Raw genomic sequence first — 18,007 nt, forward strand, 5'->3', positions numbered from 1 at the left:
GCGCCGTGTGCGACGAAAGCCGCACGCACGGTGCGACGTGGGGGAAAATCCGTCCTGACTACCATATCGGGAGATATGGCAAAAGCGGCGGATTACCTATCACAATCAGGTATGGAACCGCGTTACCGTCAACCGCGCCGAGAAAAAGGCGACGCGCTACTACATGGACGAATTTCATTTGCTACTGAAAGAGGAACAGACCGCCGCTTATTCCGTTGAGATTTGGAAGCGTTTCAGAAAATGGGGCGGCATACCGACAGCCATTACCCAGAACGTCAAGGACTTGCTTTCTTCCCACGAAGTCGAGAACATCTTTGAAAACAGCGATTTTGTCCTCATGCTCAATCAGGCGCAGGGCGACCGGGCTATCCTTGCAAAGCAGTTAGGCATTTCCCCGCAGCAGATGAAGTACGTTACCCACACCGAAGCGGGCGAGGGACTTCTATTCTACGGCAACGTCATTCTGCCCTTTGTAGACCACTTCCCGAAAGACACCGAGCTTTACAAGGTAATGACGACGAAGCCGGAGGAAGTGAGCGCGACATGAAAACAGACATCATCATCAACCGCGACGCGCTCTTTGCCTTAAAGGAACTGCCCGACGAAAGTGTACATTGTGCGGTCACAAGCCCGCCCTACTATGCACTTAGGGACTATGGGCTTGACGCACAAATCGGACGCGAAGATACGCCGGAGGAATACATAGAAAGGCTTGTCGCCGTATTCCATGAGTTAAAGCGCGTCTTGCGTTCCGACGGTACCTTTTGGCTGAATATCGCAGACACCTACTGCGGCACCGGGAGTAAAGGCGGCTATACCGACCCGAAAAATCCCAAAGGCAGGAACGGACAAAGCGTATCAATCGCAAGAAAGGCGGCGGGCTGCAAACAAAAGGATTTAATCGGTATCCCTTGGCTTCTTGCCTTTGCTTTGCGTGCTGACGGGTGGTATTTACGCAGCGATATTATATGGCAGAAAGAAAATCCCATGCCCGAAAGCTGCAAAGACCGTCCGAGCCGCTGTTATGAACACATCTTTTTGCTTACGAAGTCAAAGCATTACTACTATGACGCTGCCGCCATTGCGGAGCCTATCGCCCCGGCAACGGCGGCGCGGTACAAAAAAGCGCGCAGCACAAACGGCAAATATGCCGAAGAAGTACCCGGACAAGGAAAGATACAGGGACTAAACCGACCGAGGGACGGCGGCTATTATGACGACGCACTCATACCCACCATGCGGAACAAGCGGGACGTGTGGCTGATTAACACCGTTCCGTATAAGGGCGCACATTTCGCCGCCTTTCCCCCGAAGTTAGCCGAAACCTGTATCTTGGCGGGCTGTCCCAAAGGCGGGATTGTCATAGACCCGTTTTTCGGAAGCGGCACCACAGGGAAAGCCGCAAAAGACCTTAACCGCCGCTATATCGGCATTGAGCTGAATATCGAGTATTGCGCCCTTGCGAGGGCGCGGATTGGAGGTGCAGAAACTTGAAAGACCCCTTAAAGCCCCGCGATAAAATCACGCAGAAAATGACCCGCGACGGGCTTATGGAAGTAAACGAAACCAAAGAAACCGCAGAGCTTGTGAGCAAACGCATACAGGACGCGGAGTTTGGAAAAACACCACAGCAGCAAACCGCGCAGGACGCGGCGCAGCTTCAAGGGGCGGCTGCCCCTTTGCCCCATATTGCGGAACACGCAGCAAAGCCGGACACAGGAACCGCCGAGCGCGTCATGGAGCATATCGACGCAGCCCATACCCGCAAGGCAAGCAAAAAAGCGGTACGCAAGGCACAGCAGGAAGCCACCGCAAAAACACAATCTTCCCGTTTGCAGTTTACCGAGGAAGAACTATCCACCCCGGAACTGGAACGCTACATTGAAAAATCCAACAAAGCTGCCGACCGACTGGACGCGGCGAAAGCAGCTATTCCCAAAAAGAAGAAACTAACCACCGAGCGCACCTTTGACGAAGCCGCAGGCAAAGCAAAGGTGCGTTTGCATTTTGAGGAACAGGAAAAGCAGCCGAATATCAAGGGAAAGAAAAACCCCTTATCCCGTCCCGCGCAGGAAGCCGGGATTTTCGTCCATAACAAGATACATTCCGTTGAGAAAGACAATTCCGGCGTGGAGGGGGCGCACAAATCCGAGGAAACAGCGGAAAAAGGCGCAAAGTACGGAGCAAGGAAGCTCAAACAGGGCTACCGCAGCCACAAGCTCAAACCCTACCGTAAAGCGGCGAAAGCAGAAAAAGCGGCGGCAAAGGCAAATGTCAATTTCCAGTATCGCAAGGCATTGCACGATAACCCGCAGCTTACGAGCAACCCCGTTTCCCGGTTTTGGCAGAAACAGCAGATAAAACGGCAGTATGCAAAGGCGGCAAAGAACGGCGGCGCAAAGGGTATCAAAGGCGCAGTACAGAACACCCGCAGGGCGGCAGCCAAAGCCGCAGAAAAGACAAGGCAAGCGGCGGCGTTCGTCATGCGGCACCCGGTAGGTGTGCTTATCGCCATTGCCGCGCTGCTTCTCATTATCTTTGTGTTTGCGGGGCTGTCCTCTTGTTCGGCTATGTTTTCCGGCAGCATGAACGGCGTTATCGGAACGTCCTACACGTCGGAGGACAGCGACCTTGTGGCGGTGGAAAACAACTATGCCGCTATGGAAAACGGGCTGCAAAGCGAGATTGACGCTATCGAAAGCACCCACCCCGGCTATGACGAATACCGTTACGACCTTGATACTATCGGGCATAACCCCCATGAATTAGCGTCCTATCTGACCGCCCTTTTGCAGAGCTACACGCCGGAAAGCGCACAGGCAGAAATCGAGCGTATCTTTTCCATGCAGTACACGTTGACGCTGACCGAGGAAGTGGAGATACGCACCTACACCGACGAGGACGGGAGCGAGCATGAATATGAATACCGCATACTTCATGTAACACTTGAAAACCGCCCCATTTCCTCTATCGCGGAAGAACTGCTAACGCCGGAACAATTTGAAATGTTCAAGGTGTACTTGGAAACAAGCGGAAATAAGCCTTTGATTTTCGGCGGCGGTTCTCCCGATACAGGCGGTTCCGAGGATTTAAGCGGCGTACATTTTGTAAACGGCACCCGCCCCGGCAATCAAGAGGTTATCGACCTTGCAAAACAGCAGGTCGGAAACGTGGGCGGCTACCCTTATTGGAGCTGGTACGGTTTTAATTCCCGCGTGGAATGGTGCGCCTGTTTTGTATCTTGGTGCTACGGGCAAATGGGCTTATCCGAGCCGCGCTTTGCGGGCTGCCAGTCGCAGGGTGTCCCTTGGTTCCAAAGCCGCGGGCAATGGGGCGCAAGGGGTTATGAAAACCTTGCCCCCGGCGACGCTATCTTTTTTGACTGGGATTTAGACGGAAGCGCAGACCATGTAGGGCTTGTTATCGGCACCGACGGAAGCCGCGTTTACACCGTCGAAGGCAATTCCGGCGACGCTTGCAAGATAAAGAGCTATTCCCTTGATTATGAATGTATCAAGGGCTACGGCTTGATGAACTGGGACTAACAATTTTGAAATGATGAAAGGAGTTTTTACTATGGCTATGAATAAAATTGAACGCATTGACCGGGAAATCCAAAAGACCCGCGAGAAAATCACAGAGCTTCAGAACAAGTTGAAAGAACTGAACGCGCAAAAAACCGAAGCGGAAAACCTTGAAATCGTACAGCTTGTACGTTCTATGCGAATGACCCCGCAGGAGCTGAACGCTATGCTGTCCGGCGGCGGTATTCCGGGCATGGCTGCCGCAGACACCGCCGAAACCGCAGACTATGAAGAACAGGAGGACAATGCAGATGAAGAATAAAATCACAAAAATACTGACCGCTTTTGCCGCCGCCCTTGTCCTCATGGGCGGCTTTACCGTACCCGCCTTTGCACAGGGAACGGAACAGCCCCCGGAAAGCGACGCGACCAATGACAGCGGCGTTGTGGTGGAAGAAACCGAGGACGCGCCGCCCCTTACCCCGGAGGGAAACGCGACCCTTGTAGATGATTTCGGCGGCAACAAGCAGCTTATCACCGTAACCACCAAAGCCGGAAACTATTTCTATATCCTCATTGACCGGGCAGCCGAGGGCGAAAACACCGTCCATTTCTTAAATCAAGTGGACGACGCAGACCTTGACGCGCTTATCGAGGACAAACAGCCCACAGAGGAGCCGCCCGCAGTCTGCACCTGTACGGAGAAATGCGAAGCCGGAGCCGTAAACGCCACTTGCCCGGTATGTGCGACTGACCGCAGCAAATGTACGGGAAAAGAAGCCGAGCCGCAGGAAAACGAGCCGCCGCAGGAAGAAGAAAAACAGAACCACATGGGCGGTATTCTCCTTATCGTGCTGATGATTGGCGGGATTGGCGGCGCGGCGTTCTATTATTTCAAAGTCTTAAAGCCGAAAAAGGACGCGGCAAAGGGAACGGATAATCTTGACGAGTACGAGTTTGACGAATACGAGGACGAGGAAACCGAGCCGGAAGAAAGCGACGACGGGGACGGCGCAGAACAGGAAGATAAGACCGTATGACCTATTTTACAGATAGCCCCTATGAACGCATGATGATACAGAAGCCGGAGAACGGGAAGCGGGATAAATCCCCGCCCGCTTCCTTTCCGCGCCGCTGTGAGGGCTGCCCCTATAAGGGGCAAGTCCCTTGTGTTGGTTACTGTATCAGAAAGATAAGGGATAACGAGCCGGAACGCTGAAAGGAGGAATTTTTTGATAACACAAACTTTAATCATTGCAGAAAAGCCGAGCGTGGCACAGACAATCGCCGCCGCCCTTGGTGTAAAGAATAAGAAAGACGGATATATGGAGGGAAACGGCTATCTTGTTTCCTGGTGCGTCGGGCATTTGGTACAGCTTGCGGAAGCTGCCGCCTATGGCGACCAGTACAAGAAATGGAGCTATGACAGCTTACCCATTCTGCCGCAGGAATGGCAGTACACCGTTTCCGCTGACAAGGGAAAGCAATTCAAAATCTTAAAAGAGCTTATGCACCGCGCAGACGTTTCCGACGTGGTGAACGCCTGCGACGCAGGACGCGAGGGAGAACTCATTTTCCGTTTTGTCTATGAAGTTGCCGGGTGTAAAAAGCCCATGCGCCGCCTTTGGATTTCCTCAATGGAAGAAAGCGCAATCAAGGCGGGCTTTGCTTCCCTCAAAGACGGACGGGAGTATGAACACCTCTATTCTTCTGCACTTTGCCGCGCAAAAGCAGACTGGATAATCGGTATCAATGCCACCCGCCTGTTTTCCTGTCTGTACGGTAAGACCCTAAACGTGGGGCGCGTGCAGACACCGACCTTAAAAATGTTGGTTGACCGGGACGCAGCCATTACCACATTCAAGAAAGAAAAATACTACCATGTGCGCCTTATGCTCTCCGGCGCGGAAGCCGTAAGCGAACGATTTTCCAACCGTTCCGAAGCCGATACCTTGAAAACTGCTTGCGAAGCTGCACAGGCGGTTTGTGTTTCCATTACCAACGAAAAGAAAACCGCTGCACCCCCGAAACTCTTTGACCTTACCAGTTTACAGCGGGAAGCCAACCGTATTTTCGGCTATACCGCAAAACAGACCCTTGACCTTGCACAAGCCCTGTATGAAAAGAAACTTTTGACTTATCCGAGAACGGACAGCGCATATCTGACCGACGACATGGGCGATACGGCGGCGGACATTATCAAGCTGCTTTGCGAAAAGTTTTCCTTTATGGCAGGCGCGGCGTTTTCGCCGGACGTGAAAAAGCTCTTGAACAGCAAAAAGGTATCAGACCACCACGCAATCATACCCACAATGGAGCTTGCAAAGACCGACCTTGCCGCACTTCCCGAAAGTGAAAGAAATATCCTTACTCTTGCCGGAGCGCGCCTTTGTATGGCAGCCGCCGAGCCGCACAGCTTTGAAGCGGTTACGGCGGTTTTTTCCTGCGCGGAGCAGACCTTTACCGCAAAAGGAAAGACGGTGCTTGCCGCCGGGTGGAAAGACTTGGAACGCCGCTTTATGGCAACGCTGAAACAGAAAACAGAGCCGGAGGACGGGGACAACGCCCCTGTATCAGACGTGCCGCCTTTTGCCGAGGGACAGACCTTTGACCGCCCCGAAGCAAGGGTGACGGAACACGACACCACGCCGCCGAAGCCACACAATGAAGCAAGCCTTTTGTCGGCTATGGAACGCGCCGGGAATGAGGAAACCGACCCGGACGCAGAACGCAAAGGGCTTGGCACTCCCGCCACCCGCGCCGCTGTCATTGAAAAGTTAGTCAAAGGCGGTTTTGTGGAGCGCAAGGGAAAACAACTGCTTCCTACCCGAAGCGGAAACGAGCTGATTTGTGTCCTGCCGGACGTTCTCACTTCCCCGCAGCTTACCGCGGATTGGGAAAACAATCTGACACAGATTGCAAAGGGCAACGCCGACCCGGACGCATTTATGGGCGGTATCGAAGCAATGGCGCGGGAACTGGTAAAAACGTATCCGTTCCTTTCCGACAAGGAAAAAGAGCGTTTCAAAGAGGAAAAGCCGGTTATCGGCAAATGCCCCCGCTGCGGTTCTCCTGTCTATGAGGGAAAGAAAAACTACTATTGCAGCAATCGGGAATGTGCCTTTGTCATGTGGAAGAACGACCGCTTTTTTGAGGAACGCAAAGTAACCTTTTCCCCGAAGATTGCCGCCGCGCTCTTGCAGGACGGAACGGCGAGCGTGAAAAAACTCTACTCCCCGAAAACAGGCAAGACCTACGCCGGAAACGTGGTTTTGGCTGATACGGGCGCAAAATACGTCAACTACCGCGTGGAGCTTCCGAAGAAATAAAGTTACGCAGCAAGCATAGGAAAGGGGTACCCTTTCCGTAAAATCCCCGTTTTCTCTCACCGAGAACGACGGGGATTTTTGCTTGTTGGGAAGTGTCCCAAACCCTCTGAAAAAACGGAAAAATCTTTGGCAAAAGCGCGGGCGCGTTGTAGTAAGGCATGAAAGGAGGTTACACATGGCAAGTTTACGGGACAAAGTAAAAGAACTGCAAGGGGATTTGCGGGACGGTATCGCATGGGTGGCGTTTTGGAAAGAGGGACGCTCTTGGAACGCAGAATACTTCCACCTTGAAATGGGCGACTACCTCTACCCGGAGGACAAAAGCCGCCTTATGGAAATCAGAGAAACCGACCCCGCCGCCGTTGTGGTAAACGGCTATTATTCCGGCTATCTTGGCGAGGATAGGAACCTTGACGAGCTGACCGCCGGAGTGCGGCACCACTATGAAAACGGGTACAGCAACATTAAGGAATTTATCGAAGCCCACGACGACAGCCTATCGCCGGAGGAAATCGAGAAAGGACAGGAAATCGCCCACGCCGCAGGGCTTCCCTTTTCTGAAAAACCCTACCGCAGCGAGGAAGATTTTGACCCCTATGTTTATGACGGAACTATGAGTATCGAAGATTACGAGCTTATGCAAAGCATGATTGAAAAAGAAAGGAGCGAACGAATGGCAGAACCGATTTTAAGCGGCTATCTTTCCAATCTTGGGAAGTACACCGAGGGCAGACCCGCGGGCGAATGGGTAACATTCCCCACGACTGCCGAACATTTGAAAGAAGTCTTTGACCGTATCGGCATTGACTTCAAGCATTACGAGGAATGGCATTTTACGGAATATCAATCCTCTGTTCCGGGCTTGACGGAACATCTAAGCGAGTATTCCCACCCCGACGAGCTGAACTATTTAGCAAAACTTTTGGAAATGCAGTTTGACGACGACCGGGAAAAATTCATTGCCGCCCTTACCTACGGCGACCACACAGACAGCTTGCAGGACATTATCAACCTTGCACAGAACCTTGACTGCTACTGGATTTACCCCTCTGTCAAAAATGAAGAAGATTACGGGCATTACCTTGTTGATGAACTGGAAGAACCCGAACTGCCGGAGGAAGCAAAAAAGTATTTCATGTATGAGGAATACGGGCGGGACACTTCTATCAATGACGACGGTATGTTTACCGAACGGGGCTACATCTACAATAACCGCAACACCTTTACAGAATGGTACGACGGGCGGGACGTGCCGCAGGAATACCGAGTAACGCCGCAGCCGGAACAGGACGCGCCGGAGAAAGCAGACTTTGACGTGGTACCGACTGCCACACTTCCCGCAGAGCCGCGCCCGATTATCCCGATTATCCCGGCTTCCAGTAATTCCGAGGAAAAGCTAAAAGAAGTCACCGACCGTTTGGAACAGGGCATTACAGAACTGTTTGAAAGTGAGCGTTACACCGATTATCTGCGCGTCATGTCAAAATTCCCACAGTACAGCTTGCGGAATACGGTGCTAATCGCCATGCAAGCCCCGGACGCTTCTCATATCATGGGCTTTGAAGCATGGAAAGACCCGGCTATCGGACGCCATGTGAAAGCCAATGAAAAAGGCATACGCATTATTGCCCCGATAAAAGTCAAAAAACAGGTGGAGAAAATCGACCCCGACACAAAGCAGCCTGTCCTTGATAAGAACGGGAAACCCGTTACTGAGGAAACCGAAATTGTTATCCCGAAATTCAAAGTTGTATGCGTTTATGACGTGGCACAGACCGAGGGCAAGGAGCTTCCTACCCTTGCCGATGAGCTGACGGGCGACGTGGAACAATACAGGGATTTTTTCGCAGCCCTTGAAAAGACCTCTCCTTTCCCGATTGCCTTTGAAGCGTTGGGCGACGGTATCAAAGGACGCTGCAACTACGAGGAACAGCGCATTGCTATCAATGAGGGCATGAGCGAATTGCAGAACATCAAAACGGCAATCCATGAAATCGCCCATGCGACGCTGCATGATACAGGCATAGACGACCCGGAACGCCTTGACCGCCGCACCCGCGAGGTACAAGCGGAAAGCGTGGCTTATACCGTCTGCCAGCATTACGGGCTTGATACGTCGGACTATTCCTTTGGGTATGTCGCCGGGTGGAGCAGCGGGCGCGAGCTTGCGGAGCTGAAAGGTTCTCTTGAAATAATCCACAATGCCGCCGCAAAGCTCATTGAAACCATTGACGGGCATTTTGCAGAAATCCAAAAGGAACAGGAACACACCACCGAGCAGGAAACGCCTGTCTTTGACAAGCTGCCCCCACAGCAAAAGCAGGAACTTTCTGACACCGTAAAGGACACCTTGCAAACCTTGATTGATATGGATAGGAAAACGCATGGCGAGGTTACGGAAAGCACCCTTGAAGCTATCGCCGCACAGGGCTATTCCTACAAGGACGGACAGCTTACAAAGCAATCCGAGCAGCCCGAAGCAGAGCCGCAGGAACAGCCGGAAGCCCCAAAGGAAGAACAGACAACACAGGAAGAAACCGCAGAAACGCCGGAAGCTGCCCCAAAGGAAACACCACAGACCGCAGCCACCTATTACACTATCAATGAAGCCGCCGCCCGCAGAGCAAAGGAAATGAACAGCTATTCCGATTACAGGCAAGGCAGCGCAACGGCTGAATACAGGCAGTACGTTGATGAAGCCGTACAGCTTGCCGAGCGTCAAAAAGCGCGGGTAGACCCGATGTACCATGAGAAAATAGACAGCCTGCTTGATACTTACGCCCGCAAACTTGCGGCAAACATGAACAAAGGCTATGAGATTGACGCGCGTGTTCCCTCTATCCTCATTGCGGGCGGTTCCAACTTCCCTACAAGGAAGAAAGAAAAGCAGAACGCCGCCCGCGATACCAACTACCGGGAATGGCAGGAAATACAAGGCTTGCTTGATAAAATCCGCAGTACAGGAATGGGCGGTATCAGCGCGGACGACCCGAACGCCGTTCAAAAACTGGAACAGAAACTTGCGGGCTTGGAGAAATCGCAGGAAACCATGAAAGCGGTAAACGCCTACTACCGCAAACACAAGACCCTTGACGGCTGCCCCCACTTATCGCCGGAGGGTATCGAAAAGATGAAAGCGGAAATGTCGAGCAGTTGGCACTATGAGGACAAGCCCTATCCCACATGGGCGTTATCCAACAACAATGCGGAAATCCGACGTGTGAAAGAACGTATCAAAGCCCTTTCCCGTCAAAAAGAAATCGGCTATGTCGGTTGGGAGTTTGCGGGCGGCAAGGTGGAAGCCAATACACAGGATAACCGTCTGCAAATCTTCTTTGAGGAAAAGCCGGACGCGGAGGTGCGGGAGGAATTAAAGGGCAACGGCTTCCGTTGGTCGCCCAAAGCCGGGGCATGGCAAAGGCAGTTAAATGACAACGCCTATTTTGCCGCAAACTATATCAAAGCCATTGCGCCCCTTACCGGGGAGAAGCCGACGGATTTACAGCGGGCGCATATCCGGGCGCAGCAGTCCACAGCAAAAGCAAAAGACGCGCCGAGGGAAAAAGCGGCTATGCCGGAATACATTTACAAGATAGAAACCAACCCGCGCAGCGACAGCCGAGAAAACCTCTATTTCCTACAAGCCTATCTTCCACAGGAGGACGGAACGGCAGCGATTGGCGACGTGCTGTATATCGGGACGCCGGAGAAATGCCGCGAGCTTATGGCACAGCTTGTCACCGGGGAGCTGACACAAGAACAGGTAAAGGAACTTTATACCAAAGCACAGGAACAGCCGGAGGAAAAAGGGCAGACAAAGGAAATCCCTGCCCCGGACGATACTATCAGCCGGAAAGAAATGCAGGACTACGGCTATTCATGGGACGGTATGCTTCCTCTACGGCAGGAAGCCGCCGAAAAGCTGTTCTCACAGGACATAGAGGTGTTCCGTATCTATGAGGACGGCACCGAGGGAACCGTAACCGACCATTCCGATTTACAGGAACACGCAGCAAACGGCGGTATCTTCGGCGTGGAAAAAGACACATGGGAAGCCTTTTATGAGTACAACGCCATGAAACAGGAACTAAGGGAAAGCGAGCCGGAAAAAGAAGCCCTTTTGCTTTATGGGAAAGAGGACACGTTCGGGATTTACCAGTTAGCCCATGAGGAACGGACGCGGGACTTGCGCTTTGAACCTTACGACCGTTTACAGGCGGCGGGACACACCATAGACCGGGCAAATTACGAGCTTGTCTATACCGCGCCCCTTACTGCGGGAACTTCCCTTGAAGATATTTTTACCCGTTTCAATATCGACCACCCGCAGGACTTTAAGGGACACAGCCTTTCCGTTTCCGATATTGTGGTGCTTCATCAAAACGGCGAGAACACCGCCCACTATGTAGACAGTATCGGTTACAAGGAAGTACCGGAGTTTTTGCAGGAACAGCAAAAGCAGCTTATCCCCGATGAACGGGAAACAGGCGAAACAATCCGAACACCGCGAGGGACGTTCTATGTAACCGATATGAGCCGCGAGCAAATGGAAGCCGCCGGATACGGCTTACATCATCAATCCGAGGACGGAAAATATCTGATTATGGGAAATGGTACAAGGGCGTTTGCCATTGCTGCCGAGCAGCCGGAAAAAGCAAACCCCTTAAAGACCATTGAGGACATTGTGGAGCAGAACGACAACAACTTTGACGGGCTTATCAACAACACCCCGCAGACACCTACCGTCGCGGAACTGGAACAGAAAGCAAAGGCGGGCGAGCCGATTTCTTTAATCGACTATGCAAACGCAATCAAGGCAGAGAATGAACAGGGCGAAAAAACGCCCGAAAAGAAACCGTCTATCCGGGCGCAGCTCAAAGCCGAAAAGGAACGAGCTGCGCAGAAAAAGACAGCGAAAACAAAAAATCACGATTTGGAGGTATGAGCATGATGAAATTAACCGTTGAGGAAACAAACCTTTTGAGCATTTACCATGAGGGCGGCAAGGCGCAGCTTATAGAGAACATGACCGCCGCCCTGCCTTACATGGACGCGGATATAAGGGAGCTTGCAGAGCGCACCCTTTCCAAAGTGGACGCTTTGACTGATGAAGAATACGCCGAGCTTTCCCTGTATGCCGCTGATGAAGCATGAGCGCGGTTAAGCGGCTTACGCCGCCCCAAAGCCGGAAAGTCAATGCCCTTGTAAAACGGGAGTGCTGCAACTGCATAGGTGGTAACTGTATCTTGCTTGACGACGGGGAGGAATGTGTCTGCCCGCAGCTCATTTCCTATTCGCTGCTTTGCAAGTGGTTCCGTATGGCGGTGCTTCCCGCCGACACGCTCTTATATGCGGAGCTGATGAATACCGAGGACAAAAAGCGTTGTACCGAGTGCGGTGCGTTCTTTGCTTCAAAGTCAAACAGCGTCAAATACTGCCCGGACTGCCGGAAACGAATTACCCGCAGACAGGCAGCCGAACGCATGAGAAAGCGGCGCGCTCTTGTTACGCGATAGGGGCGAAAAAAGCCTTGTTTTACGGGCTTTTGACAGCCGCTTTCCCATAGGGCAAGGGCTTTATACCTTTTCCCTTAAAAACAGCGTTCTACTGCGTAACATTTCATAACTGCACCCACACAAAAACCGGGGCGCGGATAGTCTTTACTGACTGTCTGCGTCCCGGCTTTTTCTATGCCTGTTTATTGGTTTCTTCTGTTGTCTGTAACTCTTTTTCAATCCTATTGCGGTAATGGGCTTTCCGACGATAGAAATATTTGGCTACTTCCTGTTCCGGTATCCATATCCCCGCAGCTTCTATGTGTTCCATAACAGCGGCAACGATTTTCCAATTATTCCGTTTATGTGGCTCATGCCCTGTTGCTATCCAAAGACGGCGGTATTCTTCATACAGCCATAGGCTGATAGCTTCTTTTTGCCGCTGTTTCAAATGTTGAAATTGTTTATCTGTCCGCAGTAACTTCCCGCCGACCTTTTTATGGTTTTTGGTTCCGATTTTCTGTTTCCTCTCTTTCCATTTCTTCAAGTGGGAATTGCGGGATAGCTTCTAACAGTTTCATTATGAGTGTTTGCCGTAAATCTTCGTCGATTTCCTCTTTTACGCTTCCGTCCGGCTGACGCTTTTTTACCATTGCAAGGCGGTTGATTTCGTCGCTGTAACAATCAAGCACCTTTTCCAACGCCCATTTTTCGCCTGCAACGGCGGCGCATATCGTTTCATAGTCCGGCATTTCCTGTTCCATTCGCTGACACTTCCTTTGCTGAAAATGTATCATTTTGGTTTGTGATTACTGCTTTTGATAGGAACTATTATATCACATAAGCATAAACAAAACTACTCCCCGCGTTCTTTTCCTTTTGCCCGTTCCGGCTCTCTTGGCTGCCGTAAAATACTGTCTATGTTCTGTTTGATAACGTCGTACTCCTTGACCTGTTTTTTCAGTCTGCCATAGTCGGCGTAAAGGGCTTCTTTCTGTTCCTGGAGCTTTTCATATTCTGCTTGCAGCGCGGTGAGGTTCGGGAGCTTGGAAACACCCGCCGCCTTTAATGCCTTTGCCGCTGCTTCATGCAAGATGATTTCACGCTCATGGGCTGCCCGGTAGCTGTCCTTATTCCTTGCCTTGCGGTATGCGTCATAGGCGGGTTTTGTCTTTTGGAACGTGGAAACATTCTTGATAAGCACCGCCATATCCGCAAGCCGTTTTTCCACGCTTTTTAATGCGTCTGCCGCCTGTTCGCTCTCTGTCTGTATCTCTGCGATTTTTGCGGTCAAGTCGGCGTACTGTTCAATCTTGTGTTCTGTAATAAAATTCATAGTCTTAGCCGCCTGTTTCAGATTGTGGATTTTCGCCCATTGTTCATAGCCCCGGCTCTGCGCTGCCTTGATACTGTTTTCAATATCAATGAGCAGGGACACGCCCTGTTCTGTCTTGGGAGCTTTGGCGGTGCGGGTGTGTTTGCCCTCTATCCGTTCTCTGATTGCTTCCTCTGTATAATCTGCGCCGAGGGTTTTCAAACGGGTAAACCGTTCCTGTCCCGGCACTAAGCAGGACACATATTTTCCCCGCTTGATTGTAAAGCCCTCTGCCTGTAACCGCGCGAGCAATTCTTCAAAGTCGGACACTTGGGGGATAAGGGTATCGACGGCAAGTTTTAATTTTGCTTTGGCGGTTTTTTCTTTCTGATATACCACATAATTTTTCCCCTTGCCGCCTTTCTCCGGCACAAGAACGGACAAGCCGTTTTCCCGGCACAGCCTGTCGCTGATGTTGCGTATGCCGTAATAGGTGCGCTTGTTGGAATTGTACTTGTGGTAGTCTACAAAGTTGACCGCACAAAAAATGATGTGGTTATGGATATGCCCTTTATCTATGTGGGTAGTAAGGACGTATTCATATTGCCCCTTTGTTACCGCGTCGGCAAGCTGCTTTCCGATTTCATGGGCTTTCTCATAATCGACTTCCCCCGGCTCAAAAGATTGTATCAAATGGTGGGCGAGGTTGTTTCCTCTGTCAAGGGCTTGCGATAAGGTAAATCCAAACTCAATGTCTGCCGTTTCATAGCTGCACCCGAACGAGGACACCAACATTTTCCCGTCCGTCTTGTCCGGGTTTTGGATATAGTCAAGGGCTTTTTTCAACGTGCTTTTAATAGGCTTAATCTTTGTAACCGCCATATCTCCGCAAGCACCCCCTTGATTTCTTCTATATCCTCTTGGTAAACGCTGCCCGTCGCATTGACGCGCTTTGCAATCTGATTGACATTTACCCCGATTTTCTGTATCTCCGCTGTCATGGCTTTTATGTCGGCGTGGTCTATCTGAATGATGTACCCGTCGATTGCCATTTTCCGCAAGTAGGCTTCCATGTTCCGGGTAGGGACGAGCTGCATTTTCTGTTCAATCAACGCCCGTTCTTCCTCTGTTACTCTGAATTTGATTTGTACCGTCCGTTTCCTGCCGTTCATCGGCTCACACTCCTTTCCATTCCGAGGGTTTGGGACACTTCCCAACAAGCTGTTTTCAAGCGACGCGCCGCAGCGCAGGAGGGCGAAAATACGGAAAGGGTACCCCTTTCCTATGCTTGCTAAGAAACTTTTTCCCTCAATCTCTACACCACATGGAAAGCATATTTTGCCAACTACAAAGGTGATAAATCAAGAAAATATTACAAAAATGCAAAGAAAAAAATGTCGCAAACAGTTGAAAGTCATAGGAATTTCTTGTATAATTTATAATGTATATATGTATGCGGATTTCCAACATGGAAAGAAATATATTTTTGATTTTCTATGCAAAGGGGGTTGACAATATGTACCTTGTGCAATACAATTTTGACAGACAGACAGACAGACAGACAGACAGACAGACAGACAGACAGACAGACAGACAGACAGACAGACAGACAGACAGACAGACAGACAGACAGACAGACAGACAGACAGACAGAATAGGTCTGTCCTTTTTTGCTGCGCTGAAACAGAATATACATTACATATAGGTGTGTTCTGCCCGTGTTTTTTTCACGGGCGGGACGCGCCTTTTTTTGCTACTTAGCACTAATATACTCCCTATGATACTTCTAGCAGTAATACATACAAAGATATTGTACTAAAATCAAATCTTCTTACTGCATGCAATACAATAATTTAAGGAGGAAGAAAATGGAGCAAAATCATAAGGAAAAAGAAGAATTCAACTTATGGCTTACAGTAAGATTACAAGAGCAGCTCTATGCAATTGATTGCAGGTATGTGGATTCCATTTTTGAAATCACACAAAATATAACAGCCCTGCCAAAAGCAGATGACAGTATTCTTGGATTGATTCATGTAAGAGGAACCATGCTCCCGGTACTGGATTTAAGAAAGCTATTTCAAATGAAAACAGTACAGGAGGAAATGGCGGAATTTCAAGACATGATTTCTTTGATGAAAAAGGATCACATTGATTGGGTAAACACATTGAAGCGTTGTGTGGATACCCAAGAAGAATTTACGCTAGCCACTGACCCACATTGTTGTAAATTTGGACGATGGTACGATCAGTATAAACCTACAAGCCAGGTAGTACAACATTATTTTGGTCAAATCAATGAGCCGCATATCAGATTGCATCAATCTGCTCTACACTGCTTTGCGGCAACTGATGAAGCTGAAAAGCAACGAATTATAAAAGAAGAAGCTGAAAAAGCGATGGAACAAGTGTTGAAATCCTTAGATGACGCAGTTGATGCTTATCAAAAAAGCTATCACAAGATGTGTGTAACAATTTCTGATGGTGTATCACAGATAGGAATACTTGTTGATGAAATTGTATCGACAGAGGAGCTGAACCATATTCAGGAATTGAATTTTAGTTCCAGAGAATCTTATGTCCATACTGTGGCTCAAACTCCAAAGGAAAGCAATCTTCTGGTCGTTGATGCAGCACATATTTTATTGTTATCAGAAATAAAAAATATAGAAAATGGTATCGAATTTGATTGAGGTGAGGGCAGATGAAAAAATTACAAGAAAAACATCTGTTGGACTACCTTACGTTTTCTATGGGTATGGAATTTATATCGCAGTTGAAATATCTTGATCAGATAGAGAAAATAAAATTAGTTCATCTTTTGAAAAAATTCCTGTTGAACAGTTTTCATTGAAAGAGTGGAATGATGTTGCGTGCTATATTTGCAATCTACCCACAATGGAAACATCAGAAAATGCGAAAAAAGAAATATTCACCGCTTTAACAGTTTCTGACGATAACAGCAGTCATATTGAGGAGGATTAAGAAAAATGAAAAAATTAAGTGATTGCACTATAAAAACGAGGTTAATTGTAACAAATGTAACTGTCATATTGATAGCCTGCATTGCTCTCTTCGTTTCTATTCTTGGCATAGAGCGATTGGATAGTTGTGTTGATAACGTAAAAAATAATGTACTTCCTGTAGAAATGGAAACACAGAATATCCGCAGAAATATAATAGCGGTAGAAAGAAACCTGCTAGAAATGGAATTATCTACAGATAAGAACCATATCGAATCGTTAATCGCTGATAATGCCAAGAGAGCGACTGAAGCCGGACAATCCTTTGAAGTTATCGACCGTATTCTCACTGACGAAAATGCAAAGGTAACAGCGCATCTTAAAGAGCAAATTGTAGAAATGAAAGAGATACGAAGCAGAATAGAAAATGCCTATGCAAAAGTAACCGAAGAAGGCGATTTAGAAGGAGGGAAAATTTTAGAAGAAGAATATATTCCCATTTCAGCTGATTTGAGAGAGGATTTAAGGAATTTTTCTGCTGCAATCGATCAGGAGGCGACTACACAAATTACGAAAACAAAGCAGAGAAGTGATATAGGTAAGATAGCTACAGGTGTGCTTGTAATCATCTTTATTTCAACTTCCCTAATTATGCAAAAAAAGATACTCAAAGATATTATGAGTCCTCTTAAAGAAATCGAAGTAGCAACTCAAGCTCTTTCTCAAGGTGATTTTAGTTCAAACATTACTTATGATAGAACAAATGAATTCGGACAAGTTTGCAATAGCATGCGAACAAGCTTCTCGGAATTAAAGCGTGTAATTGAAGAAATATCAGTTGTAGGAGGACATTTGGCAAATGGCGATTTTTCTGTGTCACCGTCTATGACTTTTCCGGGTGAACTAAGAGAAATTGAAGTTTCTATGGATAAATTGATTAAAAAATTAAATTTTGCCTTTGGAGAAATTCAAGCCGCTGCCGACCAAATCAATTCGGGAGCAGAGCAGATTTCCGGTGGTTCACAGGAACTTGCACAAGGAGCAACAGAACAGGCAAGCAGCGTTGAGGAATTGGCTGCGACGATTGCCGAAACATCGGAACAAATAACAGCCAACTCACACAATGCACATCAGGCAAATAAACTGGTAACTGATGTCGGTAAAGTGGCACAGGATACGATGGAAAATATGGAACAACTCCTTTCGGCAATGGGAGAAATCAGTACTTTCTCTGATGAAATCAAAAACATCATCAAAATGATTGATGATACAGACTGTAGACAAAGTCCCGGACAGAAGTCCGGGTTTTTCTTTTATCAAGTTTTCCACATTTCTAACTTTTTTCCATAGATTTACCAAGAAAAATGGTTCGGTTATCAAC

General features: G+C 49.0%; 16 protein-coding genes and 1 pseudogene. 13 read left to right on the forward strand and 4 right to left on the reverse strand.

Annotated elements, in window-relative coordinates:
* Positions 1-103: 103 nt before the first annotated feature.
* The 9 genes and pseudogenes from ACTQXY_RS13440 to ACTQXY_RS13480 form a co-directional block, all read left to right on the forward strand.
* Positions 104-547: pseudogene (locus tag ACTQXY_RS13440) on the forward strand (TraG/VirB4 family ATPase); the annotation flags it as partial.
* Positions 544-1,494, forward strand: a complete 951-nt coding sequence (locus ACTQXY_RS13445; protein WP_441659890.1) for a DNA methyltransferase — start codon at positions 544-546, stop codon at positions 1,492-1,494. The pseudogene ACTQXY_RS13440 and the gene ACTQXY_RS13445, both read left to right, overlap by 4 nt.
* 38 nt (positions 1,495-1,532) lie before the next feature.
* Entirely contained in the window at positions 1,533-3,545 is a 2,013-nt protein-coding gene (locus ACTQXY_RS13450; protein ID WP_441659900.1) for a CD1108 family mobile element protein, read from the forward strand.
* A 31-nt stretch (positions 3,546-3,576) separates the two neighbouring features.
* On the forward strand, positions 3,577-3,846 hold the full coding sequence (locus ACTQXY_RS13455) for a DUF4315 family protein (protein ID WP_441659891.1): 270 nt from the start codon (positions 3,577-3,579) through the stop codon (positions 3,844-3,846).
* The gene (locus ACTQXY_RS13460; protein WP_441659892.1) at positions 3,836-4,564 is read left to right on the forward strand and encodes a CD1107 family mobile element protein; all 729 of its coding nucleotides are present in this window, start codon (positions 3,836-3,838) and stop codon (positions 4,562-4,564) included. Before ACTQXY_RS13455 ends, ACTQXY_RS13460 begins: the two co-directional genes overlap by 11 nt.
* 195 nt (positions 4,565-4,759) lie before the next feature.
* Complete coding sequence (locus ACTQXY_RS13465) at positions 4,760-6,853, forward strand: DNA topoisomerase 3 (RefSeq protein ID WP_441659901.1); 2,094 nt, start codon at positions 4,760-4,762, stop codon at positions 6,851-6,853.
* Between the two features lie 175 nt (positions 6,854-7,028).
* Positions 7,029-11,798: an antirestriction protein ArdA gene (locus tag ACTQXY_RS13470; protein ID WP_441659893.1), complete on the forward strand. Its 4,770-nt coding sequence runs from the start codon at positions 7,029-7,031 to the stop codon at positions 11,796-11,798.
* Positions 11,795-12,007 carry a transposon-transfer assisting family protein gene (locus tag ACTQXY_RS13475; protein WP_441659894.1) on the forward strand — a complete coding sequence of 71 codons (213 nt, stop codon included), beginning with the start codon at positions 11,795-11,797 and terminating at the stop codon, positions 12,005-12,007. Before ACTQXY_RS13470 ends, ACTQXY_RS13475 begins: the two co-directional genes overlap by 4 nt.
* Positions 12,004-12,369: a cysteine-rich VLP domain-containing protein gene (locus tag ACTQXY_RS13480; RefSeq protein ID WP_441362835.1), complete on the forward strand. Its 366-nt coding sequence runs from the start codon at positions 12,004-12,006 to the stop codon at positions 12,367-12,369. Before ACTQXY_RS13475 ends, ACTQXY_RS13480 begins: the two co-directional genes overlap by 4 nt.
* A gap of 172 nt (positions 12,370-12,541) precedes the next feature.
* Here ACTQXY_RS13480 and ACTQXY_RS13485 read toward each other — a convergent pair whose 3' ends face one another.
* From ACTQXY_RS13485 to ACTQXY_RS13500, 4 genes are all read right to left on the reverse strand, one after another.
* Entirely contained in the window at positions 12,542-12,895 is a 354-nt protein-coding gene (locus ACTQXY_RS13485; protein WP_441362834.1) for a hypothetical protein, read from the reverse strand.
* Positions 12,846-13,112 carry a helix-turn-helix domain-containing protein gene (locus ACTQXY_RS13490; RefSeq protein WP_441362833.1) on the reverse strand — a complete coding sequence of 89 codons (267 nt, stop codon included), beginning with the start codon at positions 13,110-13,112 and terminating at the stop codon, positions 12,846-12,848. The genes ACTQXY_RS13485 and ACTQXY_RS13490 overlap by 50 nt, the downstream gene beginning before the upstream one ends.
* A 92-nt stretch (positions 13,113-13,204) precedes the next feature.
* Positions 13,205-14,545, reverse strand: coding sequence for a relaxase/mobilization nuclease domain-containing protein (locus tag ACTQXY_RS13495; protein WP_441362832.1), 1,341 nt, complete (start codon positions 14,543-14,545; stop codon positions 13,205-13,207).
* The gene (locus ACTQXY_RS13500; protein ID WP_441659895.1) at positions 14,506-14,835 is read right to left on the reverse strand and encodes a plasmid mobilization protein; all 330 of its coding nucleotides are present in this window, start codon (positions 14,833-14,835) and stop codon (positions 14,506-14,508) included. Before ACTQXY_RS13500 ends, ACTQXY_RS13495 begins: the two co-directional genes overlap by 40 nt.
* A gap of 296 nt (positions 14,836-15,131) precedes the next feature.
* On the opposite strand from ACTQXY_RS13500, the gene ACTQXY_RS13505 reads away from it, so the two are divergent.
* From ACTQXY_RS13505 to ACTQXY_RS13520, 4 genes are all read left to right on the forward strand, one after another.
* Positions 15,132-15,368: a hypothetical protein gene (locus ACTQXY_RS13505; RefSeq protein ID WP_441659896.1), complete on the forward strand. Its 237-nt coding sequence runs from the start codon at positions 15,132-15,134 to the stop codon at positions 15,366-15,368.
* Between the two features lie 163 nt (positions 15,369-15,531).
* Entirely contained in the window at positions 15,532-16,356 is an 825-nt protein-coding gene (locus ACTQXY_RS13510; RefSeq protein ID WP_441659897.1) for a chemotaxis protein CheW, read from the forward strand.
* 11 nt (positions 16,357-16,367) lie between these two features.
* On the forward strand, positions 16,368-16,517 hold the full coding sequence (locus ACTQXY_RS13515; RefSeq protein WP_441659898.1) for a hypothetical protein: 150 nt from the start codon (positions 16,368-16,370) through the stop codon (positions 16,515-16,517).
* Positions 16,518-16,653: 136 nt separating this feature from the next.
* Positions 16,654-17,976, forward strand: coding sequence for a HAMP domain-containing protein (locus ACTQXY_RS13520; protein WP_441659899.1), 1,323 nt, complete (start codon positions 16,654-16,656; stop codon positions 17,974-17,976).
* The last annotated feature ends 31 nt before the right edge of the window (positions 17,977-18,007 follow it).

Origin of the sequence: Faecalimonas sp. LCP19S3_D12 (assembly GCF_052121495.1) — a bacterium.
Taxonomy (GTDB): Bacteria; Bacillota; Clostridia; order Lachnospirales; family Lachnospiraceae; genus Faecalimonas.